Here is a 25,358-nt window from a genome sequence, read left to right as displayed (position 1 = left end):
TGCAGGACAATCCGTTCGAGGTGCTCGACGTCAAGGGCGTCGGACGGCTGATGGCGCTGGCCGTGGACTGGGGCCGCTCGGTCAAGCCCAACCTGCATGTCGGCATCTGCGGCGAGCACGGCGGCCACCCCGCCTCGATCGCCTTCTGTCATGAGGCCGGGTTGGACTATGTCAGCTGCTCGGGTCCGCGCGTGCCGGTCGCCCGGCTCGCCGCGGCACATGCGGCTCTGAAGGCGGCTCGATAGGGAAGGGGAGCGGTTCTCTGGCCAAGGATGGCCGTTGGTTGCGGGAGCGACGTCGTCCGCGCGGGTATGTCGTCACATCAACCGTCGGAGGGGAGCGGGTGGTCGTTCGCACTGCGCAGCGATGCGCTTGGATGCCGTCAACGATGCCTGGGACGATGCGCTGGACGCCGCCACCCGCGAGACCGGGATCGCCGATCTGCCGAGGTCCTGTCCCTGGACCGTCGACGAAGTGCTGGATGGGGATTGGTTGTCGGCAGGTTGAGACGCTTCGTCCCCGTCGGGTAGGAACCCAATCAAGCGATTCCCGGAGAAGGGGATCGCGGTCGGGCATGCTGCCCAAACCGCGTGTTTCGGCTGAGCTGCGACGCTCTCAAGGCTTGATATAGGTAAAGCCTTGCTGCTGGAGTCGCGACAATTCGGCGACGCCGCTCGGCACGATATCGGCCTCGCTCACGTCGTACATGTCGTCGATCTCGACATTGCGCCCCTTCAGGGTGTTCGCACAGACCTCGAAGGCTACCCCCTGCTGTTTCAGTCCATCGATCCGGGCGGCCATCTCTTGGTCGGCGTTGGCCGCCTTCATCTTGGTGCCTTCCAATGCGTCCGGCTCGACGACCAACGAGATGCCGTCGCCGTGCATGACGACCTTGACCTCGATATTGTCGGCCCCGACCGCATCGATGTGATTCTGAATGTTGCGCAGTGCTGCGATCTGTGTGTCTGCGTCGTCGATGTTGATGTGATAGACCACTTTCTGCTGAGCGTAGCGCTCGTCGGCGTATGGGACGCCGACGACAAGCAGGACGAGGGCCGAGGCCAGGATTGCGCGTTTCATCGTATTTGCTCCATTGGTAATTCTTCTGTTTGTCATGCTCGAGGTTCGGCCGGTTCAGTCGCAAGCCGGCGCCGGGACCGGATGCGTCGCGTATGCGCCTGCGGTTGAAATGGATCGCCGACCTCCTGAGAGCATATGTCAGAATAGGCACCGAGATTTCAGCGCTTATCGTATGGGATATCGGAGGTGGAGCCCGATGTGGACGGCCTTCCCGAGCAGGCGCGATAGGGGCAGGGATCGGGCGAAAACAGCAGGTTGTTCTTCTTTGCGGCCATGGCTCCCCAGCGGATCCATTGACGATGCGGAATTCCGAATGCTCCGACCTCTACTGATTCTTGTCTTCATGCTCGCATCGCCTGTTCCGTGTGCGTGGCCTCAACCGAGCGACGCCGCGATCGAGTCGGCGTCCGAGTCGCCCGTGAAGTCCGATCAAATTGCACCACTGACCTTCGGGGTTGTGCCTCAACAGGCCGCGAGCAAGCTTGCGCGGCTTTGGTCGCCGATCCTGGACGACCTGGGGGCGCGCACCGGGGTGCGGATCGGTTTCCGCACGGCACCGGATATCCCGACCTTCGAGCGTCGGCTGGCCGCGGGCGACTATGATCTGGCCTACATGAATCCCTATCACTACACGGTCTTCAGCAAAGATCCCGGCTATCGTGCCTTCGCCCGGCAACGCGATCACCGCATCCGCGGACTGCTGGTGGTGCGGCGTGATTCGCCGATCAGGGACATCGCCGACCTGGCTGGAAAGACGGTCGCCTTTCCGGCGCCCGCGGCCTTTGCCGCCAGCGTCTTGCCGCAGGCCGCGCTGCGTCAAGCCGGGATCGACATCGAGGCGCACTATGTGCGCTCGCACGATTCGGTGTATCGCGCCGTGGTCCAGGGGCTTTATCCCGCCGGCGGGGGTATCGAGCGGACCTTTCAGGGGACCGAGCCGGAGGTGCGGGATCAGCTGCGGGTGCTCTGGACAACCCTCGATTACACGCCTCACGCCATTGCCGCGCACCCGCGGATCGACCCCGCATTGGTGGCGAGGATCCGTGATGCCATGGTGGCGATGGCGGAGACACCACTGGGGGCCGAGCTGCTGGAGGCGATCGAGTTCGAGGGGATCGAGCCCGGCGAAGATGCCGACTGGGACGACGTGCGCGCACTCGGAATCGACCTCCCGATCGAGACCGGAACCATCGACACCCGCCGATGAGCCTGGGCCGGACCGGTTTGATCCTGTCGTTTCGCGGCAAGACCGTCCTCGGCATTGCGCTGATCGAGATCGTCCTGCTCGCCATCTTGGTATGGTCGAGCTTGAGCTATCTGGGCGATTCCGGCGCCCGCTCCATCGCCGAGCGCGCCGCCGGTACCGCCGCACAGCTCGCCGCCTTGGCCAAAGACGCGGTCTTGTCCGAGGACTTGGCCAGCTTGGAAACCTTTGCCGACGAGGTCATGGTCAACGAGCAAACCGCCTACCTGCGCGTCATCGGTCACGGCAACCTCTTGGTCCAGCGTGGGGCGCCCGAGGTTCTTGCCAGGCCGTACCGGGCGGATTCGGAGCAGGTGCGTCCGGCCGACGGGGTTTTCGACGCCGACGCGCCGATCCGCGAGGGCGGCATGGATTTCGGCCGAATCGAGCTGGGGATCTCCACGCAGGGGCAGGAACAGCTCTTCGACGAGGCGCGTGCGCACCTCTTGGGCATCGCGACGATCGAGGTCGTGCTGGTGGCCTTGTTCTCGATCCTGCTGGGGACCTATCTCACCCGTGCCTTGGAGGGCCTGCGCGGGGCGGCGCAGGCCATCGTCGAGGGCGGCCCCGGGTCTAGGGTGCCGGTACGCGGCCGCGACGAGATCGCGGATACGGCACGCGCCTTCAACGCCATGTCCGAGCGTCTGCGGCGCAGTTACGCGGAGCTGGACGAGGCCCGCCGTCGTGCCGAGGCCGCCGCCGAGGAGGCGGAGGCGGCATCCGCCGAGGCCACCCGGGCCAATGCGGCCAAGTCCCGTTTTCTGGCGCACATGAGCCATGAGCTGCGCACCCCGCTGAATGCCGTATTGGGCACACTCGACCTCGCCGAAGACTGGGTGTTGCCGGCCGAGCAGCATGCGCAGCTGGGTGTCGCGCGGGACGCGGGCCGGGCGCTGCTGGAGCTGATCAACAACGTGCTCGATCTCTCCAAGATCGAGTCGGGCGGGATGGATCTCTACCCGGAGCGGGTGGATCTGGCGGGGTTGGTGCGTGCCGCGGCGGCGATGGTCCTGCCGCTCGCGCAGGCCAAGGGGCTGACGCTGGAGGTCCGGCTCGATCCGCGTTTGCCACACACGGTGTCGGTCGATCCGGTGCGTTTGCGTCAGGTGCTGATCAATCTGGCCGGCAATGCGGTGAAGTTCACCGCAGCGGGCCGCATCGAGCTGCATGTGGAGACCCGATGCCCCGGCGAGGCCTGTCAGCGTGTGCGCTTCGAGGTCATCGACTCGGGCATCGGGATTCCGCCGGAGCGTCAGGCGAGTCTGTTCGACGAATTCACGCAGGTGAACGATGCTCTGAGCTACGACCGGCGCGGGGGAACCGGCCTCGGGCTCGCGATCTCGCAGCGCATCGTCAATCTGATGGGCGGGAGCATCCATGTCGAGAGTACCCCCGGTCGCGGAAGCTGTTTCTGGTTCGAGCTGACCCTGATACCAGCGGAGCGGATCGCCCCGACCGAACCTCTGCGGCCTGCCCCGACCTGCCGTCCTGCGGACCGGGAGGCTCGCGGTGCTCTGCCGATTCTGCTGGTCGACGACAACCAGGTCAATCGCATGGTGGCCGAGGCGACCTTGAGAAAGGCGGGCTATCAGGTGCGCATCGCCACTAATGGTGCCGAGGCCCTCGAGGCGGTCTGCGGCGAGCCGGTCGGGAGCATTTTGATGGATGTGTCCATGCCCGTCATGGACGGGATCGAGGCCTCGCGGCGGATACGCGCGCTGACCGGTTACCCCGGCCGGGTGCCCATCATCGCGATGACGGCACATGCGTTGAAGGAAGAGGAGGATCGCTGCATGGCGGCGGGGATGGACGACTTCATCACAAAGCCATTCGTCCGCGCGAACCTGCTGGCGGTGCTCGCGCGCTGGCATGGACAAGACGCCGGATCGGGAGAGCCGCGGTAACAGCCGTCAAATAATGACGGTGCCATCCTCGTCATCCGGATCCAGTGCGTACCGGTACTGCTCCAGCAAGACCGCGGCGGCCTCCGGCTTGCCGAAGCAGGCGAGGTGATAGAGGGCCTCGCCTTCGGTGATGAGCGGGAGGTTGGTGCGGCCGATGACAATGCCGCTCACGGGCGAGAGTACCGGGTCGTCGACCGGTCGGTAGGGGTCGGTGATGATTCCCAGGGTGTCGCCCTTGTTGACGTGCGCGCCGAGCGGTGTGAGCGAGAGCAGGATGCCGCTTTGCTGGGCACGAACCCAGACGCTGGAGCGGGCGACGAGCGGCTCGTGGCCGATCGCTCGGCGGGCCTGGGCGGAACGTATCATCCCGATATGCCGCATGACGCCGAGGATCCCGCGCAGACCGGCACGGACCGCGAACTCGTCGAAACGCAGTGCCTCGCCGCCTTCGTAGAGCAGAATCGGGATGTCGCGTGCCGTGGCCTCCGCACGCAGCGAGCCCGGGCGGACCTCGGCGTCCAGGATGACCGGTGTCTCGAACGCCTTCGCCAACGCATTCATGTCCTCGCTCGCGTTGAGTGTGACCCGGATTTGCGGAAGGTTCTCGCGGTGGATCGCCCCGGTATGGAGATCGATCCCGTGGGTGGAACCCTCGACAATCTCGCTGACGAGGGTTGCGGCGAGCCGTGCCGCGAGCGAGCCCTTTTCCGATCCGGGAAAGCTGCGGTTGAGGTCGCGTCGGTCCGGTAGGTAGCGTGACTGGCGGACATAGCCGTAGACGTTGACGACGGGTACGGCGAGCAGGGTACCGCGCAGGCGGCTCAATGATTTCTGCAGGAGCAGCCGGCGGATGATCTCGACCCCGTTGATCTCGTCGCCGTGAACGGACGCCGTGACGAACAGACGGGGGCCGGGCTGTCGACCTCGAACCACATGCACCGGCATAAAGACCGGTGTGGTGGTGTAGAGATTGGGTAGCGGGATGTCGACCCGGGTGCGCTCTCCGGGTTTGATCGCGCGACCGGCGATGGTGACTGGATCTGCGGTCATCGGCTGGCGTCCTTGGAGACAGACGCCGCGATCTTGTCATGAAATTGCCATCTTGTGGGGGTTGGCTTTTGGCCTTCTGCCTCCGGCCTCCAGCCTCCAGCTATCAGCTATCAGCCTACAGGGAGCCGTTGAGCTGCAAACGCGATGCAGAATAATGCGGTGGCTGGTGGCTGGTGGCTTTCCCGGAATCACCCCTGTCCGCGTGTGCGTGTCTTGCCGAGCGCGGCATTCTTCTCGACGAGCTCGATCATTTGCGAGGCGATGTCTTTGCCGGTGGCGCGCTCGATCCCTTCGAGTCCGGGCGAGGAGTTCACCTCCATCACTACCGGGCCGTGATTTGAGCGCAGGATGTCCACGCCGGCGACGTTCAGGCCCATGATCCTGGCCGCTCGGGTGGCGGTCGAGCGCTCCTCGGGTGTGATGCGGATGAGAGAGGCACTGCCGCCACGATGCAGATTGGAGCGGAACTCGCCGGGCTTGGCCTGGCGCTTCATGCTCGCGACCACCTTGTCGCCGATCACGAAACAGCGGATGTCTGCGCCGTTGGCCTCCTTGATGTACTCCTGCACCAGGATGTTGACCTTCAGGCCCATGAAGGCTTCGACCACGCTCTCGGCGGCCTGCTGGGTCTCGGCCAACACCACGCCGATGCCCTGGGTGCCCTCCAGCAGCTTGATGACCAGCGGGGCTCCGCCGACCATCTTGATCAGGTCTTCGACATCGTCCGGCGCGTGAGCGAATCCGGTGATGGGAAGCCCGATGCCTTTGCGCGAGAGCAACTGCAGGGAGCGCAGCTTGTCGCGCGCGCGGCTGATGGCGACCGACTCGTTCAGGGGATAGACCCCGAGCATCTCGAACTGACGCAGCACCGCGGTGCCGTAGAAGGTCACCGAGGCACCGATGCGCGGGATGACGGCGTCGAACTCGGTGAGCTCGTCGCCCCGATAGTGAATCGAGGGCGCGTGCGAGGTGATGTTCATGTAGCAGCGCAAGACGTCGATCACCTTGGTTTCGTGTCCCCGCGCACGTGCGGCCTCGACGATGCGGCGGGTCGAGTAGAGGGTCGGATTGCGCGAGAGGATGGCGATCTTCATGACTTTTCGGGCGTCACCAGGGTCGTGATCAGCATGATGACCACGCCGACGCTGATGGCGCTGTCCGCGATGTTGAACGAGGGCCAGGGATTGAAGAGGGCGAGCGGGATGAGGGGAAGATACACCTGAATAAAGTCGACGACGTGACCGAGCAGGACCCGGTCGATCAGGTTGCCGATGGCTCCGCCGATGAGCAGTGCCAGGCCGAAGGCCAGCCAGCCCTCGCCGGACTTCAGGCGCAGCAGCCAGATCGTGAGGGCGCCGGTGATGCCGACGGCGACGAGCGCGAACAGCCAGCGCTGCCAGCCACCGGCATCGGCGAGAAAGCTGAAGGCGGCGCCAGTGTTGAACATCAAGGTCAGATTGAGATTCGGGATCAGCTCGATGACCTCGAACGGCTCGAGCAGACCCAGCACCAACCACTTGGTCGCTTGGTCCAGAACCAGGACGACGAGCGAGAGCCAGAGCCAGTGTTTCATGACGCCGCTTTTGGTGCTTGGGCCATGCCCCGAGTGGGTCGCCGAGTCGACCGGTGCGGCGTCCGTCGCCGACGCGTGAGCCTTAGGCATAGCGGCGGACCTCGCCGCTACCTGCGACATTCTCCACGCACCGACCGCAGAGCTCCGGGTGTTCGGCGTGTGTGCCGACATCGGGCCGATGATGCCAGCAGCGCACGCACTTGGTCCGCGTGGAGGGCCGCACCCGCACGGCGAGTCCCGCAAGCTCGGTGTCGACCGCATCCGTCGGTTGCTCGCTTGCCGGGTGCAGGCGAACCTCGGAGGTGATGAGTGCGAACCGCAGCTCCTCCCCGAGGCGACCGAGCAGGGCGCAGAGGGGTTCGGCGCAATAGAGTTCCAGCTCGGCATCCAGCGACGAGCCGATGAGTCCCGCCTTGCGTGCGGTCTCCAAGGCGGGTCCGACGGCCAACCGGGTCGCGATGACCTGATCCCAGAAGGCGCGGTCCATGGGGTCGCCGTCGGCGAGCGGGAAGAGCCCTTCGTACCAGGTCTCGACGAAGACGGTCTCGGTGCGATCGCCCGGCAGGTGCTGCCAGATCTCCTCGGCGGTGAAGCTGAGGATCGGGGCGAGCCAACGGCTCATCGCCTCGGCGATGTGGTACATGGCGGTCTGGCAGGAGCGACGCGGCAGGCTGTCCGCCGGCGTGGTGTATTGACGATCCTTGATGACGTCCAGATAGAAGGAGCCCATGTCGACAACACAGAATTGCTGAACCTTCTGATAGATGAGGTGGAACTGGTAGTCGCGATAGGCCTCGACGACCTCCTGCTGAAGTTGGAAGGCGCGATCCACGGCCCAGCGGTCGAGCTCGATCATGGCGTCGGGTGCGACCCGGTCGGTTGCCGGGTCGAAGCCGTCGAGGTTGGCGAGCAGGAAGCGCGCGGTGTTGCGGATGCGCCGATAGGCATCCGCGGTGCGTTTTAGGATTTCGTCGCTGACGCTCATCTCCGCACGATAATCGGTCGCCGCGACCCACAGACGGATGATGTCCGCACCCAGGGTCTTCATGACATCCTGCGGCTTGACCACGTTGCCCTTGGACTTGGACATCTTCTCGCCCTTGGCATCGACCGTGAAGCCGTGGGTGAGGACCTGCCGATAGGGCGCACGGTCGTACATGGCCACCGAGGTCATGAGCGAGCTTTGGAACCAGCCGCGGTGCTGATCCGAGCCTTCCAGATAGAGATCGGCGGGTGCACGCAGCCCGTCGCGATGCTCGAGCACGCAGGCGTGGGTGACGCCCGAGTCGAACCAGACATCCAGGGTGTCGTGGACCTTGTCGTATTCGGCGCCTTCCGTCTCGCCGAGCAGGTCGGCCGGCGCGAGCGCGAACCAGGCCTCGATGCCCTGCTGCTCGACCCGGCTCGCGACCTCTTCGATCAACTCGGCGGTGCGCGGATGCAACTCGCCCGTGACCTTATGGACGAGGAGGGTGATCGGCACGCCCCAGGTGCGCTGGCGCGAGATGCACCAGTCTGGCCGGCCTTGGACCATGCCTTCGATCCGGCTCTGACCCCAATCGGGCATCCAGCTCACATGGCCGATCTCGCGCAGGGCGGCCTTGCGCAGGCCCTGTTTCTCCATCCCGATGAACCACTGCGGGGTGGCGCGGAAGATGATCGGGGTCTTGTGTCGCCAGCAATGCGGATAGCTGTGGGTGAAGCGGGTTTCGAGCAGCAACGCGCCCGTGGCCTTGAGGGTCTCGACGACCTGCTCGTTGGCCTTGAAGACATTCTCGCCCGCGAACAGCGGCGTGTCGGGCAGGAAACGGCCGTCGCCGCCGACCGGGTTGTGGACCGGCAGGTGATAGCGCTGACCGACGATATAGTCCTCCAGACCATGGCCCGGCGCGGTATGCACGGCGCCGGTGCCGGCGTCGAGCGTCACATGCTCGCCGACGATCACGGGCACCTCGCGGTCGTAGAAGGGGTGCTTGAGCTTGAGACCCTCGAAATCGATGCCGCGACCGTAGCCCAGTACGCGATAGTGCTCGATGCCCCAGCGGGCCATGGTGTCCTTCAGCAGACCCTCAGCGACGATCAGACGCTCGTGGCCCTGCGCGGACTCGACCGCGACGACGACGTATTCAAGCTCGGGATTGAGTGCGACCGCTTGGTTGGCCGGAAGGGTCCAGGGCGTGGTGGTCCAGATGACGATCGAGGCCGGACCCTCGCCGCAGCCGTTGGGCGTGGCATGACAGCGCGCCGCGAGCGACTCGGGCTCGACCACCGGGAAACGCACGTCGATCGCGATCGATTGCTTGTCGGCATACTCGACCTCGGCCTCGGCCAAGGCGGAGCCGCAGTCGATGCACCAGTGCACCGGCTTGAAGCCCTTCTGCACATGGCCGTTGGCGATGATGCGCCCGAGCGAGCGAATGATCTCGGCCTCGAAGGCGAAGTCCATCGTCAGATAGGGGTTCTCCCAGTCGCCGAAGACGCCCAGACGTTTGAAGTCGGCACGCTGGCCGTCGACCTGCTTGGCGGCATAGTCGCGACAGGCGACGCGAAATTCAGCGGCGCTGATCTTGTGTCCCGGTTTGCCCTTCTTCTTCTCGACCTGCAGCTCGATCGGCAGGCCGTGACAATCCCAGCCCGGCACATAGGGCGCATCGAATCCGTCGAGCGTGCGCGCCTTCACAATGATGTCCTTGAGCACCTTGTTGACCGCATGACCGATATGGATCTCGCCGTTCGCGTAGGGCGGGCCGTCGTGAAGGATAAAGGTCGGAGCGCCCGCGCGGGCTTGGCGGATCAGGGCGTAGAGCGCCATCGACTCCCAGCGTTTGAGCATCTCCGGCTCGCGCTGGGCGAGGTTCGCCTTCATCGGGAAGCCCGTGTTCGGGAGATTCAGGGTGTCTTTGTAATCGGTCACGTGGCTTGGTCTCGGTGCGTCGGAAGGGGTCGCGTAGGATCCTCGAACGGGCTCCGGGGCGAACAAAGGACGATTGTGGCTTGCTCGGTCGCGCGAGGCAAAGGTGATCGCGTCAGGGGCCGAGCCTAGAGCCGACTCAGGGCTGGAGGCCGGCGGCCGGGGACCGGGGGCTCTCAGGGCCATGCAGCCCGGTCGATCGGAGATACTCGCGTGCCACGCGGGCATCGACCTGGATCTGCTCCTTGAGCGCATCGAATGACTCGAAGCGCTTCTCGTCGCGCAGCTTCAGGCGAAACTCGACCTCCAGGTGGTGTCCGTAGATCTCGCGATCGAAGTCGAAGAGATGGACCTCGAGGCGATAGTCTTTGCCGTTGACGGTCGGGCGTGTGCCGACGTTGGCCACACCCGGGAGCGGGGTCGGGCCGAGCCCGGATACCATGACGGCGTAAACGCCGCGCACCGGGCTGAAGCGGCGGTGCAGGTCGATATTCGCGGTCGGAAAGCCGATGCTGCGACCGCGTTTGGCGCCGTGGGAGACGCGACCCTGCATCCGGTAGGGGCGTCCGAGCAGGTGACGGGCGTGCTCGAGGTCGCCGCGACCGAGCGCATCGCGCACCCGGGTGCTGCTGATCCGCTCGGTGCCGTGTGTAATGGTGTGCAGATCCTCGACCTCGAATCCGCTGCCGTCGGTCCGGCCGGCCTGTCCCATCGCGTGCAGCAGGGCATAGTCCCCTTCGCGTCCACGACCGAAGCGGAAATCGTCGCCGACAAGGAGATACCGTACGCCGAGCCCGTCGAGCAGGAGTCGCTGCACGAAGTCGCGTGCACCCATCCCGGCGAGCTTCGGGTTGAACTCGAGGAGCATCACCCGCTCGATGCTGCAGTCCTGGATCGCCGCGAGCTTTTCGCGTAGCCGCGTGAGCCGTGCGGGGGCCGACTCGGGCGCGAAGAACTCCATCGGCTGCGGCTCGAAGGTGATGACGGTCGCCGGCAGACCGAGCTCCCGCCCGCGCGCCAGCAGCCGCTGGAAGACGGTCCGGTGTCCCAAGTGGACACCGTCGAAGTTGCCGATGGTCGCAACGCAACCTCGGTCGGTCGGGCGCAGGTTGTGTAAGCCTCGGATCAGCCGCATTGCCTTCTGCCTCGGGAAGCCGGAGCGCCAGTATACGCGAGCACCGCGACGCCCCGAACCGTCAAGCGACCCTTGGCCGGTCGAGTCGACTGTCGATCGCCCGCCGCCGGCGACGCCGACCTATTCCCGTCCCATGAAGTGCCGCGGGCGAATGCCCAAGGTCAGGAGTGCGCCGGCATAGACAGCCCCGCCGATCAGAATCCACATCAGCAGGCGCCAGATGCGCTCGCCGAGACCCATCGCGATCCAGTCCGCGGTCACGCCGACCCCCAGATAAATGACGATTCCCATCAGAAGATTGGCGATCATCGCCTTGATCATCAGCGGGATCCACGTGCGCTCCGGGCGAAAGATGCGTTCCTTGAGCAGGCCGCGCAGCAGCAAGCCTGCATTGGTGATGGCCGCGATCGTCGTGGCCGCCGCCAGCCCGGCATGACCGAAGGGAAACATCAGGATCAGGTTGAAGGTCATGTTGGTCACCAGCGCGATGACCGCGATCCGCACCGGGGTCTTCATGTCCTGACGGGCATAGTAACCGGGCGCCAATACCTTGATCCCCATGAAGGCAACCAGGCCGAGCGAGTAGGCCATGAGGCTCAATCTGGCCTTCTCGACATCGTTTGCGCCGAATTCGCCCGAATAGAAAAGTGTCGCGATCATGGGGCCGGCCAAGAGGAGGAGACCGACTGCACAGGGCACGCCCAGCAACAACACCCAACGCAGGGCCCAATCCATCGTGTAGGAGAAGGCAACCGGATCATCCGCCGCGTGACGCTGCGACAGGCGCGGCAGGATCACGGTCGCCAGCGCGACGGCGAGGATCCCCAACGGGAACTCCATCAACCGGTCCGAATAGTAGAGCCAGGAGATGCTCCCGGTGACTAGGAAAGACGCCAGTAGGGTATCGAGCAGCAGGCTGATTTGACCGACCGAGACACCGAAGAGTGCCGGCACCATCAGCTTGACCGTTTTGCGCACGCCCGGATCGTCCGTCGCCAGGCGCGGGCGCGGCAACAGCTTGAGCTGTCGCAGGAAGGGGATCTGAAAGAGCAGCTGCGCGATTCCGGCGATGAAGACGCCCCAGGCCAGCGCGACGATCGGCCTGTCCATCAGCGGCGCGAGATAGACGGCGCAGAGAATCAGCGAGATGTTGAGCAGAACCGGCGTGAAGGCCGGGATGCCGAAACGCTCGTAGGTATTGAGGATACCGCCGGCGAAGGCGGTCAGCGAGATGAACAAGAGGTAGGGAAAGGTGAGCCGCAGCATCTCGGTGGCCAGGGCCAGCTGCTCGGGCTCGTTCAAGAAGCCCGGGGCGAAGATCAGGATCAATACCGGCGCGCCCAAGACACCGAGCACCGTGACCAGCAGCAACACGGCGCCGAGCGTGCCGGCGACCGCATCGACATAGGCTTTGAGCGCCTCGAAGCCGCGTTTCTCCTTGTACTCGTTGAGCACCGGCACGAAAGCCATGGAGAAGGCGCCTTCGGCGAACAGCCGGCGCATGAAGTTCGGGATCTTGAAGGCGACGAAGAAGGCATCCGTGCCGGCGTCGGCACCGAAGATCCGGGCGACCACCAGGTCGCGCACGAAGCCGAGGACCCGCGAGAGGAAGGTGTTGCTGCCGACCTTGGCGATCGAGGCTGCGAGTGAGGCCACGGCTGATACGACTCCGCAAAAAGCGCGGATTATAGGGGCGTGAGGAGGACGGCGGCGATCGATCTATCGGAAAGGCCGAACCGCTCGGGCTACGACCAGCCCGTTAGGATCTCGGATATGTGCGACACATCCTGATCACGTCGGGGTTCCGAGGGCAGCGCCGTCGGTGCGAAGCACCGCGGCGTCGGGTCTGCGAGGGCAAAGGTGCAAGGGGCCGAACTGAGTTGGGGCGGGAGCCGACTGCTCGGGTGGTGATGGCTTTGGCTTGCGAACCTAGCGGCTGGTTGGTCGTCAGTAGCTCGTGGACTGCTGCTGGTACAGCTGCTGGTTGCGTTGAGCCTCCCAAGCCTCGCGATCACGCTGCTGCTGGAGCTCCTTCTCATGCTGATCGTAGGCGAAGGCGCCGAGCGCACCGACGCCGGCTCCGATCAATGCGCCGCGACCCGCGTTGGCGCTCGCGGATCCGATGGCCGCGCCCGCTGCGGCACCGGCCGCCGCGCCGCTCGTCGTGCGCGACGCTGTGGTCGTGCCGCAGCCTATGAGTGTGGCGGCAAGGATCGCCGTGACGAAAAAGGGTATGGTCTTCATGTTTCCGGTCTCCGAGTGCATGGGCCTCCTTGCTCTTTGCGAGGATGGATGCGGCTCTGTCCGAGAGCACGCGGAATGTGATGCGGTTAATGCCCGGAGCTGGGACAAAAACAGGCTGTTGGATCGATTACGGGGGCGTACCGTTGTCGATCGGCAATTTCCGCCGCAAGCCGCTTCAGCTCGGGAGCAATATGTCCGCTTGGCCTCGAGAAAATTCCTCGTACGCAAAGTTTCATTTATAAATCGAAATTTGGTCAAATCTTAATTTGTGAGGAATCATCACACGCCTACAGGCGTGCGAGCCGGTTTCGAACGATTTCGGGCGTACACAGCGGGAATTGCTGGAACGGGCACGCACGCATTGACAGCACCCGAGGGCACATGGATACTACGCGGTCTTTACTCGGATTACAGCACTAGAGCGCCGGATTTTCAGGAGACCCCTTTGGCAAACTCAGCACAAGCCCGCAAGCGCGCCCGTCAGTCGGAAGACCGTCGTCAGCAAAACGCCTCGCAGCGAAGCACCCTGCGTACCTTCATGAAGAAGGTCATCAAAGCCATCCAGGCCGGCGACAAAGAAGCTGCCGTCCAAGCCTTCAAGGATGCGGTTCCGCGCATCGATCGTGCCGCGCGCAAGGGTCTCATTCATGCCAACAAGGCCGCTCGTCACAAGAGCCGGATGAATGCCCACATCAAGGGCATGAGCTAGTCGCTGTTCGGCACCGATCTCCAGCGCACGAAAAAACCGGCCTTCGAGGCCGGTTTTTTTATGCCTTCTGGGGCGGGACTCAGAGAGAGCTGTCAGCTATCAGCCGTGAGCGTTCTGGGTGCAGGATGTTGAGAGTTGAGAGTTGAGAGTTGAGAGCTGAGAGCTGAGAGCTGAGAGCTGAGAGCTGAGACCAAGGCGATGGACGGACGTCTCCGTCGGCTTACGCCGCGCGGCGTCCGTAGGCGAGCGCGAGCAGCAGGGCGCCGAGCAGGATCATGGGCGTCGACAGAAGCTGGCCCATGGTCAGCCAGTTGAAGGCGAGATAGCCGATATGGGCGTCCGGCACGCGCACGAATTCAGCGGCAAACCTGGAGAGCCCGTAGCCGAGCAGGAAGACGCCGGAGACGGCCATCATGGGGCGCGGTTTGCTCGAAAAGATCCAGAGGATAATGAAAAGCGCAAGACCCTCGAGTGCGGCCTGATAGAGCTGCGAGGCGTGCACCGGGATGCTCCAAACCGTCCCTTGGGGGAGATCCGCGCATTGTGCCGGAAATTCCAGGCAGGGCAGGCGCATCCCCCAGGGGAGATCGGTCCGGTGACCCCAGAGCTCGCCGTTGATGAAGTTGCCGATTCGCCCGGCGAAGAGGCCCAGAGGCACCAGCGGGGCGAGGAAGTCGCCGACCTGGAAGAATCGCATGCGATGGCGGCGGGCGAACAGGTAGATCGCGATCAAGACCCCGATCAGCCCGCCGTGGAAGGCCATTCCGCCTTCCCAGACCTTGAGGATGTTCAGCGGGTTCGCGGCCAGTTGGTCGAACCCGTAGAAGAGCATGTAGCCGAGCCGCCCCCCGACGATGGTCCCGATGACACCGTAGAAGATGAGATCGTCGACCATTTCGGATGTCCAGCCCGATCCGGGGCGGCCTGCCCGCCAGCGCCCCAGTATCCAGGCGGCGGCGAATCCGACGAGGTACATGAGCCCGTACCAGTGGATCCGCAGGGGTCCAAGGCCGAGTGCGACGGGGTCGATATCGGGATAGGTCAACATGGCGGCGCTAGTATACAGGGCGGTTTCGGGTTGGAAGATTTAAGTTTCGAGACGCATCGCACCGAGCGCCGGGGCGGCATCCGTCCGGCGATCCCGGTCGACGGCCGACGGTGGGTTGTCGGCATGATCAATCGCCGAGCCCGGGCTCCGGGGTTGCAACCCCTCGGACGAACGCATGCGCCGTGCCTCGGAAGTCGAAGTCCGGCAGTTTGGACAGAAACTGCCCGGCGAATTGAGACGCCCACTGCGGAACGGCCCCCTCTGAATCCTCGGGGAGTGAGTCGAGAAGCTTGGCACCGGGCGTGATCGGGTCCGGGGACGTTGCGGAGAAGCCGGCGACGCCCGTGTATCGGAAGATCCCGTAGAAGCCTTCGGCGCCATAGCTCCCGCCTTGATTCAAGATCGATTCCGCGAGACCGAGACCCGCGAGCGGGAGGTTTTGGGATGATTTGTGCGGCTCGTCGAAGGCCTCGAAGGCGTGGATCTGAACCCCTGTGTCTCGCGACCAGCGGAATGCCTCGGTCAAGAAGGAGGCACTCGTCGAGGCGTTGAAGTATGCCTGGAAGGCATCGATGCCCGGCTGGTCGATACGGGTGTCGCTCTCGGCGAGATGCTCTCGGACACGGGCGAATGCCGATCCGGATGCAACTGGCCGGGCGCCGACGACATAGCCGGGGAGATTGAAGGCGATGCCGTTGGTGGGATGACCGATCTCGCCGATCATGAGCTCGACCCTCTTGCCGTCGGCGAGACCCGCGATCGATGTCTCCAACCGGCGCCACTGGATCGACAGCTCGCCGTCTTCGCGGTCGAAGAAGGCGTCCCAATGCCCGGTCTTTCGCGCCTGCTCCACCGCCTCCGGGCTTGGGTAGATGTTCTCCATGAGGACGTCCGTCACACGGATCAGCTCGCGCACATCCTGCGTGAATCGTCGGATCGCAGGGTCGGTCGAGTCGGCATCCGCGCCCCGGAAGCCGTGGCTCCGGACCCCGAGCGCGAGTCCGAGTCCCTCGAAGTCGCCGCCGGGCGCCAGCTGCGCACGGGCGAAGCGCACCATCTCGGTCACCTGTCGGGTCGGTGTCATGGTGTCGCCGAGCGGTGCGGTGACCTCGGCATACTCGTTGGAGACGATCAGATGGGTGACTGTCCCCGGGTGGCGTTCGTTGGCGACCTGGGCTTGGGCGAGTGCGGCGCGGATGGCGAAGCGCATGCGCGGGTTGATCAGGGTGTCGTCGACGGCGATGTTCGGCACACCCTGCTTGATCGTCAGGATTGTCTTGCCGGCGCTAGCGTTGATCTCGGCTGCGGCGATGGCGATCTGCGCATTGGCGTCGCCGAGGAAGAAGCCGGGATTCAGGACGGCCCCGGGCGCGTCTCGATCCGCAGGCTCGAAGATGCGCAGATGGACCGCCGCGAGCGCGAGATCATGCCCGGCGGTTCCGGTCGTTTCCAGGATGACGTGGTCCGGGGCGGGGACGACAAAGGTCGCCTCGGGCGGGAAGTAGAGGTAGAGCTCGTCGATCGCGGTTTGGGTCGTCGGCGTTTGCGCATCGGCGGCAAAGAAGTCGACCCGGTTCTCGGCCCAGACCGGGAGGACCACGAACTCCTCCTCGCCGAGTCTGCGCCAATAGCCGAGGTCGAAACCGGTGCCGTAGGTGGAGAGGGTCAGCGGGGCTCCGCCGGCCTCCTGCACGAGGAAGGCGAGCTGGCGATAGACCGAGCCCCGATGGTCGACCGAGACCGCGGCCTGCGGTGTCGGGCCCTCGAAGTGCTTGAAATAGTTTCGGCTCCATGCACTTGCGCTCGCGTCCCGGAGCGCGGAGAGGTCCAGGTCCAAGACGCCTCTGGCCTCGATCCGGCTCACTCGGCCTTCGCGATCGAAATGCAGCGCCACCTGCTGGCGGGCCGCCCAGAGGCCGGCGTGCGGCTGGGTCAAGGAGATGCCGCCGCGGTAGCTGTTGAACGCCGGGGTATAGAGCCGGTCGGGTGCGAAGGGGTTGTCGGGGGACGCGCTCCATTGGCCGACATAGGGCTGATAGGCGAGTCCCATGATCGGCCCGCCGGACCCTCCGTCTCCCACTGCCGCCCCGTCCTCCGCGGGAAGAAGGATCAGAATCGCGATGATCCGCAGGACGACGGCTAAGGTTCCGCGCCATGTCCGACGGCCTGTCGTGCGCGTCGGATGGCGCGAATTGCGTGCGGCGAGATCATGAGTTACGGCGAGGGACGGCACGGGCTCAGGGCGTCCGGCTCGACTTGCTCGGGTTGCGCAGCAGGACATAGACGGCGCCTGTCCCCCCGTCGCGTCGCGTGGCGGAGCAGAAGGCCAGTACCTCGTCGTAGAGACGCAGCCAATAATTGACCTTCTGTTTGAGCACTGGCTGCCGGCCGGCCGAGCGATAGCCCTTGCCGTGGACGATGAGTGCACACCGGACGTGGCGCCGGGCGCATTCGGCAAGGAACTCGGCGAGGAGTCCGCGCGCCTGCTCGGCATGCAGTCCATGCAGGTCGAGCTCCAGTCCGACCTCGATGCCGCCGCGCTGCAGCTCGGCCATCAGGCGCCGCTGGACACCGGGGCGCGTGAAGAGGAGAAACTCATGCGTCTCCACCTCCGACTCGGACAACAGGGTGCCGCCTTGTGCCTCGGGCAGCTCGACGGGGCGCGGGCGCGGGACGGGTGGCGGTCGGCGCCGCTCATGCTCGACCTGGTCATGGCGAACCGGCTCGGCGTCCTGGACATGCTCGCGAAACAATGCCAAATCAGATTCTTGGATTTGTTTCTTCATGTCTGGACAGGGTATCGTTGCGCTTGGACGGAAGGGGTCGCCCGTGGGTCCGGCTTAGGACATCACGAGGAGGCGAAAGTCCGCAGGCATGATCACGCCGGCATCCGCCGGGTCGCTCTCGACCGGCCGCGTCGGCTCGCGTCGCGTCGTCGTTCGGCGCCGCAGTATAGCAGCGCTGCCCGGCCGAGACGGGTCCAAGCGCGCGGGGTGCCGGTGGGGGTCCTTTTGAGTATGATCCGGGCGTCCCCCGACGCGGCGGATCCTGATCGAGTATCGGTTTCTTCGAATGCGGTTAAACCTCGTCCAGAGCGAGATGCTCGTTTCCGAGTGAGATCGACGATTGGTGCATCCACGGCTCTTAACGGAGATGCGGTTTAAAATGATATATTTTTCAATATTCTAAACCGCGCCGACTCCAGCGGTCGTCAAGTCTGCCGGGGTCAATACCATCCCAGAACATCGCATACCGCGCCGGGCGCGGTTTAGGACGACATGAAGATTCTCGTGAGCAACGACGACGGCTACCAGTCGCCCGGCCTGATCAGGCTTGCCGACGCCCTTTCCGCGCTCGGAGATGTCCTCGTCGTGGCGCCCGAGCGCGACCGCAGCGGCGCCAGCAACTCCTTGACCCTCGATGTACCGCTGCGCGCGACCCGAATGGCGAACGGCTACATCCGTGTCGACGGGACCCCGACGGATTGCGTTCACCTGGCCTTGACCGGCCTGGTCGATGTCGATCCGGATATCGTGGTGGCCGGGATCAACCACGGTCCGAATCTCGGCGACGACGTGCTCTATTCCGGGACCGTTGCGGCCGCCACCGAGGGACGCTTCCTCGGGCTGCCGGCGATTGCGGTCTCCATGTACGCGCATGAGCCGCAGCACCTGGAAACCGGCGCGGCAGTGGCGGTTCAACTGGTCACCCGGTTGCGGGAGGCGCCGCTCGAGTCCAGCATCATCCTGAACGTCAACGTACCGGATGTTCCGTACGACCAGATCAAGGGCTTCGTCGCGACCCGCTTGGGGCATCGGCACAAGGCGGAGGCCGTCGTCCCGGCGCTGGATCCGCGCGGGCGTCGCATCTATTGGGTCGGACCCGCCGGTCCGGAGCAGGACGCCGGGCCCGGCACGGATTTCTTCGCTGTGCGCAGCGGTTTCGTCTCGATCACACCCCTGCAGGTGGATCTCACCCGACACAGTGCGTTGGAGTCCGTTCGCCAATGGTTGGACACGCGCACTTGAGGGCCGGGACTGCGCACCAAGGGATCGGGATGACCTCGCAGCGCACACGCGCGCGCTTGATTCAGCGTCTGGAAGAGGCGGGGATCCGCATGCCCGAGCTCCTCGACGTGATCCGCCGATTGCCGCGCCATCTGTTCGTCGACGAGGCGTTGGCGAGCCGCGCATACGAGGACTCGGCGCTGCCGATCGGCCATGGCCAAACCATCTCTCAACCCTATACGGTCGCGCGGATGACTCAGGCGTTGATGGAGCCATCCAAGCCCGATACCGTGCTCGAGATCGGCACGGGCTCGGGGTTTCAGACGGCGGTTCTCGCGTCTTTGGTGCGTCGGGTCTACAGCGTCGAGCGGATCGGGGCCTTGCTCGAGCGCGCTCGGGATCGATTGCGCCTGCTCGAATATCGAAATATCCGCTTTCGCCATGACGACGGTGCGCTGGGCTGGCCCGAATATGCCCCCTTCGACGGTATCCTGGTGACGGCGGCGCCGCGCGGAGTTCCGCGCCTCTTGGCCGAGCAGTTGGCGCCCGGGGGCGTCATGATCCTGCCGATCTGGGAAGGGGAGTCCCAGGTGCTTCTGCGCGTCACGCGCACCGCTCAAGGCTTCGAGCAGGAGGTCCTCGAGCCGGTCAGTTTCGTGCCCCTGGTTGCGGGCGTGTCTTAAAAGAAGGAGATCCGGATGCTCGGTCTGGAGCATACCCGTGCCGCCTCGACGTGCGGATGGCCGCCGTCGCTGTCGGTTGGCCGCGACGGTCGTGTCGCGAATGCGGTGCGGCGGCTCGCGAGGCCGTCGATCGGCCTCTGCGTGCTTGGCCTGTTCATGATCGCACTGCTCGGAGGCTGCGCCTCCAAGGGGCCGGCACCGGTCGGCGGCTGGGATTGGGTCGGTCCGGTTCCGGACGGCTACTACCTCATCCGCCGGGGTGACACGCTCAGCGAGGTCGCGACTCGGCACGGCCTGGGCGTTCGGACGCTCGCGGGTTGGAATGGTCTGGAGTCACCCTACTCGATCTATGCCGGTCGACTCCTTCGGGTGGTGCCTCCGGACGGCTCGCCCGCGCCGCAGCCCTCCGCGGCCCCGAGCACGCCGGCGGTGGTCGCTGCACCGGCGCCTGCGGCGAGTCCGCCACAGGCGGCCGGCGCCGAGACTGCTTCGCGAGACGTGCCTCGCAAGGCGGCGGCCAGCCCCGCCGCCAGCCCGACCGCGGCCTCCGGCGTGGCCTGGGCGTGGCCGCTCGAGGGCTCGCTCAAGCAGAGGTTCAGCGCCGGCGACCGCACGCGCCAAGGTATCCGGATCCGCGGGCGCGCCGGCGAGCAGGTGACGGCCGCAGGCGATGGCCAGGTCGTCTACAGCGGCGGTGGACTCAAAGGGTACGGCAACCTTATCATCATCAAACATAACGACAATTATCTGAGCGCTTACGGGTTTAATCGCAGGCTGTTCGTTGCCGAGGGGGATCGGGTGAAGCGCGGGCAGGCGGTCGCGGAAGTAGGTCAAGCGGTCGACGGGGGCGGCTACCTACTGCACTTCGAGATTCGCCGAGACGGCACCGCCGTCGACCCGCTACTCTATCTGCCTCCGCGCACCTAACCGCGTCCGACCCGACGGAGGAAGATGTGGATGTCAAGCGCCGACGCTCGTGAGCCCAAGGTCGATGTTGCCGATCTCGCCTCGGAGCTTGACGGCGAGATCCTGCTCGACGGCGAGGACTCCGAGCCGACCAACGAGGAGATCGACTCCGACGACGCCGATCCGGTCGAGTCCGAGCCGATCGAGCCGGCGACCGTCGAACCCGCCGCCGAGCGCTTCAGCTCGGGCGAAGGCGATTTCGATGCGACCCGTCTCTACCTGAACGAGATCGGCGAGTCCAAGCTCCTCACCGCGGAGGAAGAGGTCAGTCTCGCGCGGGCAGCACAAAGCGGCGACAACGCCGCGCGTCACCGCATGATCGTCTGCAACCTGCGGTTGGTGGTGAAGATCGCTCGGCGCTATCTCAATCGCGGGCTCCCGCTGTTGGATCTGATCGAAGAGGGCAACCTCGGGTTGATCCGCGCCGTAGAGAAATTCGACCCGGAGCGAGGGTTTCGTTTCTCCACCTATGCCACCTGGTGGATCCGTCAGACGATCGAGCGGGCGATCATGAACCAGACGCGGACCGTGCGTCTGCCGATTCATGTCGTGAAGGAGATCAACATCTATCTGAAGGCGGCGCGAAAACTCTCGCAACGGCTGGATCATGAGCCGACCACGGAGGACATCGCGGTCCTGCTCGACAAGCCGATCGGCGAGGTCAAACGGATGCTCGGGTTGAACGAGCGCATCGCCTCGGTGGACACGCCCTACAGCAAGGATGCCGACAAGCCGCTGGTCGACATGCTCCAGGACGAGGCCGCCGACGATCCGGCCGACCGCATCCAGGACACCGATATTCAAGGCAACATCGAGCACTGGCTCGGAAAGCTCAACGCCAAGCAGCGCGAGGTGGTGGAGCGTCGCTTCGGTCTGCACGGTTACGAGAACTCGACCCTCGAGAACGTCGCACAGGAGCTGGGCGTGACCCGAGAGCGGGTGCGTCAGATCCAGATGGATGCGTTGCGGCGCCTGCGCGATATCCTGGAAAAAGAAGGGTTTTCGATCGACGCCTTTTTCAAGTAGTGCCGTTCGTCCGGATCCGTGATTCCCCCGCCAAAAACTGATCCAGGTCAATGACTGTAGCGGTATATCCCATATGGATCAGGTCGGATGCCCTGCTCCTATGTTGACTTTAGGACTCTGATCCAGTGATATGACCCGCGCACTGTCGCCCGATGGGGCGACATAACGAGACGGCTGGATCGCCTTATAATCCTTGTTGTTTTCCCGACGTTTTCTGGGAGGGTCTAATGGAAGCCAGTCTGGAACGGAAGTACAACTTCGACGTTGTACGCTGGTTCACGGTCATGGCCGTCGTCTACCTGGTGGTGGGCGCGTCTGTCGGGGTCTATATCGCAGCAGAGCTGGCTTGGCCGGCGCTGAATCTGGATAGCCCCTATTTATCGTTCGGGCGTCTGCGCCCGCTCCATACCAACGCCGTCATCTTCGCCTTCGGCGGCTGTACCCTGATGGCCACCGCCTTCTATACCGTCCAACGCACCTGCGGCGCACGCCTCTGGAGCGACAAGATGGCGTGGTTTACCTTTTGGGGTTGGAATCTCGTCATCGTGCTGGCCGTGATCACCCTTCCGCTGGGTCTGACCCAATCGAAGGAATACGCCGAGCTCGAGTGGCCGGTCGACATCCTGATCGCCGTGGTTTGGCTCTCGTTCACGATCAACTTCGTGATGACGATCGCCAACCGGAAGTCCTCGCACATCTACGTGTCGAACTGGTTCTTCCTCGGCATGATGATCATGATCGTCTATCTGCACGTGGTGAACAGCCTGGCCATCCCGGTCGGACTCTTCAAGTCCTATTCGGTTTTCGCGGGCGTTCAGGACGCCATGATCCAGTGGTGGTGGGGACATAACGCGGTCGGGTTCTACCTGACGGCCGGCTTCCTCGGGATCATGTATTACTTCGTGCCCAAGCAGGCGGGGCGTCCGATCTACTCCTACCGTCTTTCGGTCATCCATTTCTGGGCCTTGATGTTCGGTTACGTCTGGCTCGGCGCGCATCATCTGCAATACACCGCGCTGCCGGATTGGACCGGGTCGCTCGGGGCGGCGGTTTCCATCGCCATGATCATCCCCTCCTGGGGTGGCGCCGTGAACGGCATGATGACACTCTCGGGTGCCTGGGATCGTTTGCGGACCGACTATGTTCTGCGGTTCCTGATCATCGCACTGGCCTTCTACGCCATGTCGACCTTCGAAGGTCCGGTCATGTCGCTGAAGACCGTCAACGCACTCTCCCATTACACCGACTGGACCATCGGTCACGTGCATTCCGGTGCGCTGGGTTGGGTGGCCGGCATCTCGATCGGTGCCATCTACCACCTGATGACCCGTCTGTATCACACCGAGATGTTCTCGGTACGCCTGATCAACTTCCATTTCTGGACGGCGACGATCGGCACCGTGATCTATATCGTCGCCATGTGGGTGTCCGGGATTATGCAGGGGCTGATGTGGCGGGCCTATGACGAATACGGCACCTTGGCCTATACCTTCGTCGAATCAGTAGACGCCATGCACCCCTACTACGCGATGCGTACGGTCGGTGGTGCGATCTTCCTGCTCGGTGCGATCGTGATGCTCTTCAACATCTTGATGACCGTGCGCAAGTCGTTGTCCGAAGGCAGCCTGAGCAAGGCGCGCGCCTTGCCGGCAGCGGCATGATCCCCGGAGTAGCATCTCATGGCCGATAAAAAGACGAAGCCGAAGTCCTTTCAGGAATGGATGGAGGTCAATATCTGGGGCCTGCTCATCGTGACGGCCTTGGTGCTGTCCGTGGGTGGGTTGGTGGAGATCGTCCCGCTCTTCTATATGAAGAACACCATGGAGCACAACACCTATCCGGAGATCGTGTGGGAGAAGGCGGGAGCCGAGCCGATCGTCGTGGTCGACGAGGCCGGGAAGGAGCAATGGAACTGGAAGCCGGGCGAGGGGATGCGTCCCTACACGGCGCTTGAGCTGGCCGGGCGCGACATCTACCAACGCGAGGGTTGCTACCTCTGCCACTCGCAGATGATCCGTCCCTTCCGCGACGAGCGCGAGCGCTACGGTCATTATTCGCTGGCCTCCGAGTCCATGTTCGATCACCCCTTCCAGTGGGGCTCGAAACGGACGGGTCCGGATCTGGCGCGTGTCGGAGGGAAGTACTCCGACGAATGGCAGCGTCAGCATCTGCGCGAGCCGCGCTCATTGGTTCCGGAGTCCGTGATGCCGGGCTACCCCTGGCTGGACGAGAATTATCTCGACGGCAAGAAGATGCAGCGGCACATGCGTGGGATGCGCACGGTGGGGGTGCCCTATTCGGATGCCGATATCGATTCCGCACCGGCCCTCGTAGACGGCAAGACCGAGATGGACGCGTTGGTGACCTACATGCAGGTCCTCGGCACCATGGTCGCCCTCGACGAGTCCAAGACCTACCGTGAGTAGTCTCAGCGACTATCTCCAGACCGATTGGCAGGCGATGACGACGAACGATTGGATCGGCACGATCCTCACCGTCGTGATCTTCCTGCTGATGGTCGGTGCCTACTTCTACGTCTTCCGTCCGAAGAACCGGGAAAAGCTCGAAGCCATGAAACATATCCCGTTCGAAGAGGACAACGAGAACACCGGAGACCCACATGGCCGAAAATAACCCCTTTCCCGGCGAGAACAATACCGGGCATGTCTGGGACGACAACCTGCGGGAATTGGCGAATCCGCCGCCGCGTTGGTGGATGCTCGGATTCTGGGCGTCCATCCTCTTCGTCATCGTCTACACGATCCTTTATCCGAGCTGGCCGGTCGGTCAGCAGGCGACACCCGGGCTCTTGGGGTGGACGCAGATTCAGGAATACGAGCAGGGTGTCGCTCAGGTCGACGCGAAGCGCGGTCCGTTCGAAGAACAGATCAGCCAAATGACCGCCGAGGAGATCATTGCTGATCCGGGCCTGCTGCAGTACACCCTGGCCTCCGCGAAGGTGCTGTTCGGCGATTACTGTTCGGCGTGTCACGGCAGCGGCGGACAAGGCAATCCAGGGTATCCCGTTTTGGCCGACGATGACTGGCTTTACGGTGGCTCGATCGCGAAGCTCAGCGAGACCATTACGAACGGGCGCAAGGGTGCCATGACCGCCCATGCGAAGATCCTCTCCCAAGAGGAGATCGATGCGCTTGCACGCTGGGTCGTCGAGATGACCGAAGGCGGCGCAGGCAGTGCGGAGGGTTGGGCGCTGTATACCGCCAAGGGCTGCAACGCCTGTCACGGCGAGAAGGCGAACGGTGTGCTGGTCGAGCTGGGGGACGGCGAGATCGTGAGTGTCGGCGCGGCGAATCTGACCGACAGCATCTGGCGCTTCGAGCCGGGTGGCTTCGAAAGTGCGCGTCATACGATCATGTACGGCGTCAACCAGCCCGGCATCCCCGAGACACGAGATGCGGTGATGCCGGCCTTCGGCTCGGTGGCGAAGGTGGACGATGTCGAGGTTCGCAAGTTGGACGATCAGGACATCAAGAAGCTCGCCATCTACGTTCACCAGCTCGGCGGCGGCGGATGAGACGCGTCTGAAGACGTGCGGGCCGGCTTGCCGGCCCGCCGATACAACAAGGGGGAGCAGGGGAGGAGATCGACATGACCGGAGGACTGACGTGGGACTTCGTGACTTTGATGTCGATCGCGATGGTGATCATCGCGATCCTGATCATCGTGTTTCTGGTCTACAAGGTCATCACCTTGATGAATCGGGATGCGGAGGCGCATAAAAACAACGAGCATTGAAGGCGTCGGATGCGCTGTCATGT

General features: G+C 64.2%; 25 protein-coding genes. 14 read left to right on the top strand and 11 right to left on the bottom strand.

Annotated features, from left to right (window positions below; all coding sequences use genetic code 11):
* Together VLR48_RS18765 and VLR48_RS18760 are read left to right on the top strand one after the other, a co-directional pair.
* Positions 1-245, top strand: a 245-nt coding sequence (locus tag VLR48_RS18765; protein WP_325293244.1) for a putative PEP-binding protein, incomplete at its 5' end; no start/stop codon positions are given.
* 127 nt (positions 246-372) lie between these two features.
* Positions 373-507: a DUF29 family protein gene (locus VLR48_RS18760; RefSeq protein WP_325293243.1), complete on the top strand. Its 135-nt coding sequence runs from the start codon at positions 373-375 to the stop codon at positions 505-507.
* 108 nt (positions 508-615) lie between these two features.
* Here VLR48_RS18760 and VLR48_RS18755 read toward each other — a convergent pair whose 3' ends face one another.
* Positions 616-1,080 (bottom strand): DsrE family protein, encoded by a 465-nt coding sequence (locus VLR48_RS18755; RefSeq protein ID WP_325293242.1) that lies wholly within the window; start codon positions 1,078-1,080, stop codon positions 616-618.
* Between the two features lie 418 nt (positions 1,081-1,498).
* Between VLR48_RS18755 and VLR48_RS18750 the strand changes: the two genes are divergently transcribed.
* Both VLR48_RS18750 and VLR48_RS18745 read left to right on the top strand, forming a co-directional pair.
* A complete protein-coding gene (locus tag VLR48_RS18750) occupies positions 1,499-2,287 on the top strand; it encodes a phosphate/phosphite/phosphonate ABC transporter substrate-binding protein (protein WP_325293241.1) in 789 nt (262 codons plus the stop codon).
* Positions 2,284-4,227 carry a hybrid sensor histidine kinase/response regulator gene (locus VLR48_RS18745; RefSeq protein WP_325293240.1) on the top strand — a complete coding sequence of 648 codons (1,944 nt, stop codon included), beginning with the start codon at positions 2,284-2,286 and terminating at the stop codon, positions 4,225-4,227. Before VLR48_RS18750 ends, VLR48_RS18745 begins: the two co-directional genes overlap by 4 nt.
* Before the next feature lie 6 nt (positions 4,228-4,233).
* Here VLR48_RS18745 and VLR48_RS18740 read toward each other — a convergent pair whose 3' ends face one another.
* From VLR48_RS18740 to VLR48_RS18710, 7 genes are all read right to left on the bottom strand, one after another.
* Positions 4,234-5,277: a succinylglutamate desuccinylase/aspartoacylase family protein gene (locus tag VLR48_RS18740; RefSeq protein ID WP_325293239.1), complete on the bottom strand. Its 1,044-nt coding sequence runs from the start codon at positions 5,275-5,277 to the stop codon at positions 4,234-4,236.
* 188 nt (positions 5,278-5,465) lie between these two features.
* Complete coding sequence (gene rimK / locus VLR48_RS18735) at positions 5,466-6,371, bottom strand: 30S ribosomal protein S6--L-glutamate ligase (protein WP_325293238.1); 906 nt, start codon at positions 6,369-6,371, stop codon at positions 5,466-5,468.
* Complete coding sequence (gene lspA / locus VLR48_RS18730; protein ID WP_325293245.1) at positions 6,368-6,850, bottom strand: signal peptidase II; 483 nt, start codon at positions 6,848-6,850, stop codon at positions 6,368-6,370. Before lspA ends, rimK begins: the two co-directional genes overlap by 4 nt.
* A gap of 82 nt (positions 6,851-6,932) precedes the next feature.
* Positions 6,933-9,764 (bottom strand): isoleucine--tRNA ligase, encoded by a 2,832-nt coding sequence (gene ileS, locus VLR48_RS18725; RefSeq protein WP_325293237.1) that lies wholly within the window; start codon positions 9,762-9,764, stop codon positions 6,933-6,935.
* 136 nt (positions 9,765-9,900) lie between these two features.
* On the bottom strand, positions 9,901-10,896 hold the full coding sequence (gene ribF / locus VLR48_RS18720) for a bifunctional riboflavin kinase/FAD synthetase (RefSeq protein ID WP_325293236.1): 996 nt from the start codon (positions 10,894-10,896) through the stop codon (positions 9,901-9,903).
* A gap of 120 nt (positions 10,897-11,016) precedes the next feature.
* Positions 11,017-12,552: a murein biosynthesis integral membrane protein MurJ gene (gene murJ / locus VLR48_RS18715; RefSeq protein WP_325293235.1), complete on the bottom strand. Its 1,536-nt coding sequence runs from the start codon at positions 12,550-12,552 to the stop codon at positions 11,017-11,019.
* Between the two features lie 291 nt (positions 12,553-12,843).
* Positions 12,844-13,140: a glycine zipper domain-containing protein gene (locus VLR48_RS18710; RefSeq protein WP_325293234.1), complete on the bottom strand. Its 297-nt coding sequence runs from the start codon at positions 13,138-13,140 to the stop codon at positions 12,844-12,846.
* A gap of 445 nt (positions 13,141-13,585) precedes the next feature.
* On the opposite strand from VLR48_RS18710, the gene rpsT reads away from it, so the two are divergent.
* Positions 13,586-13,849, top strand: coding sequence for a 30S ribosomal protein S20 (gene rpsT / locus VLR48_RS18705; protein ID WP_093026946.1), 264 nt, complete (start codon positions 13,586-13,588; stop codon positions 13,847-13,849).
* A 220-nt stretch (positions 13,850-14,069) separates the two neighbouring features.
* Here rpsT and lgt read toward each other — a convergent pair whose 3' ends face one another.
* The 3 genes from lgt to VLR48_RS18690 all read right to left on the bottom strand — a co-directional run bounded on the left by lgt (position 14,070) and on the right by VLR48_RS18690 (position 17,683).
* Entirely contained in the window at positions 14,070-14,897 is an 828-nt protein-coding gene (gene lgt, locus VLR48_RS18700) for a prolipoprotein diacylglyceryl transferase (protein WP_325293233.1), read from the bottom strand.
* Positions 14,898-15,024: 127 nt separating this feature from the next.
* On the bottom strand, positions 15,025-16,947 hold the full coding sequence (locus VLR48_RS18695; protein WP_325293232.1) for a hypothetical protein: 1,923 nt from the start codon (positions 16,945-16,947) through the stop codon (positions 15,025-15,027).
* 187 nt (positions 16,948-17,134) lie between these two features.
* On the bottom strand, positions 17,135-17,683 hold the full coding sequence (locus VLR48_RS18690) for a Smr/MutS family protein (RefSeq protein WP_325293231.1): 549 nt from the start codon (positions 17,681-17,683) through the stop codon (positions 17,135-17,137).
* 492 nt (positions 17,684-18,175) lie between these two features.
* Here VLR48_RS18690 and surE point away from each other — a divergent pair, with 492 nt between their 5' ends.
* The 9 genes from surE (at position 18,176) to VLR48_RS18645 (ending at position 25,335) form a co-directional block, all read left to right on the top strand.
* Positions 18,176-18,925, top strand: a complete 750-nt coding sequence (gene surE, locus VLR48_RS18685; protein WP_325293230.1) for a 5'/3'-nucleotidase SurE — start codon at positions 18,176-18,178, stop codon at positions 18,923-18,925.
* Between the two features lie 29 nt (positions 18,926-18,954).
* A complete protein-coding gene (locus VLR48_RS18680) occupies positions 18,955-19,587 on the top strand; it encodes a protein-L-isoaspartate(D-aspartate) O-methyltransferase (protein WP_325293229.1) in 633 nt (210 codons plus the stop codon).
* 15 nt (positions 19,588-19,602) lie between these two features.
* The gene (locus tag VLR48_RS18675) at positions 19,603-20,514 is read left to right on the top strand and encodes a peptidoglycan DD-metalloendopeptidase family protein (protein WP_325293228.1); all 912 of its coding nucleotides are present in this window, start codon (positions 19,603-19,605) and stop codon (positions 20,512-20,514) included.
* Between the two features lie 30 nt (positions 20,515-20,544).
* Positions 20,545-21,579, top strand: a complete 1,035-nt coding sequence (rpoS, locus tag VLR48_RS18670) for an RNA polymerase sigma factor RpoS (RefSeq protein WP_325293227.1) — start codon at positions 20,545-20,547, stop codon at positions 21,577-21,579.
* Between the two features lie 227 nt (positions 21,580-21,806).
* Positions 21,807-23,240 (top strand): cytochrome-c oxidase, cbb3-type subunit I, encoded by a 1,434-nt coding sequence (gene ccoN, locus VLR48_RS18665; RefSeq protein WP_325293226.1) that lies wholly within the window; start codon positions 21,807-21,809, stop codon positions 23,238-23,240.
* Between the two features lie 18 nt (positions 23,241-23,258).
* Positions 23,259-24,005, top strand: a complete 747-nt coding sequence (gene ccoO / locus VLR48_RS18660) for a cytochrome-c oxidase, cbb3-type subunit II (protein WP_325293225.1) — start codon at positions 23,259-23,261, stop codon at positions 24,003-24,005.
* Positions 23,998-24,213, top strand: a complete 216-nt coding sequence (locus VLR48_RS18655) for a cbb3-type cytochrome c oxidase subunit 3 (protein WP_325293224.1) — start codon at positions 23,998-24,000, stop codon at positions 24,211-24,213. The genes ccoO and VLR48_RS18655 overlap by 8 nt, the downstream gene beginning before the upstream one ends.
* The gene (gene ccoP / locus VLR48_RS18650) at positions 24,200-25,114 is read left to right on the top strand and encodes a cytochrome-c oxidase, cbb3-type subunit III (RefSeq protein ID WP_325293223.1); all 915 of its coding nucleotides are present in this window, start codon (positions 24,200-24,202) and stop codon (positions 25,112-25,114) included. The genes VLR48_RS18655 and ccoP overlap by 14 nt, the downstream gene beginning before the upstream one ends.
* Before the next feature lie 74 nt (positions 25,115-25,188).
* Positions 25,189-25,335: a hypothetical protein gene (locus tag VLR48_RS18645; protein ID WP_325293222.1), complete on the top strand. Its 147-nt coding sequence runs from the start codon at positions 25,189-25,191 to the stop codon at positions 25,333-25,335.
* Positions 25,336-25,358: the final 23 nt, after the last annotated feature.

This window comes from Thiocapsa sp. (genome assembly GCF_035467215.1).
Lineage (GTDB): Bacteria > Pseudomonadota > Gammaproteobacteria > Chromatiales > Chromatiaceae > Thiocapsa.
This window is presented reverse-complemented; position numbering and strand designations above follow the sequence as displayed.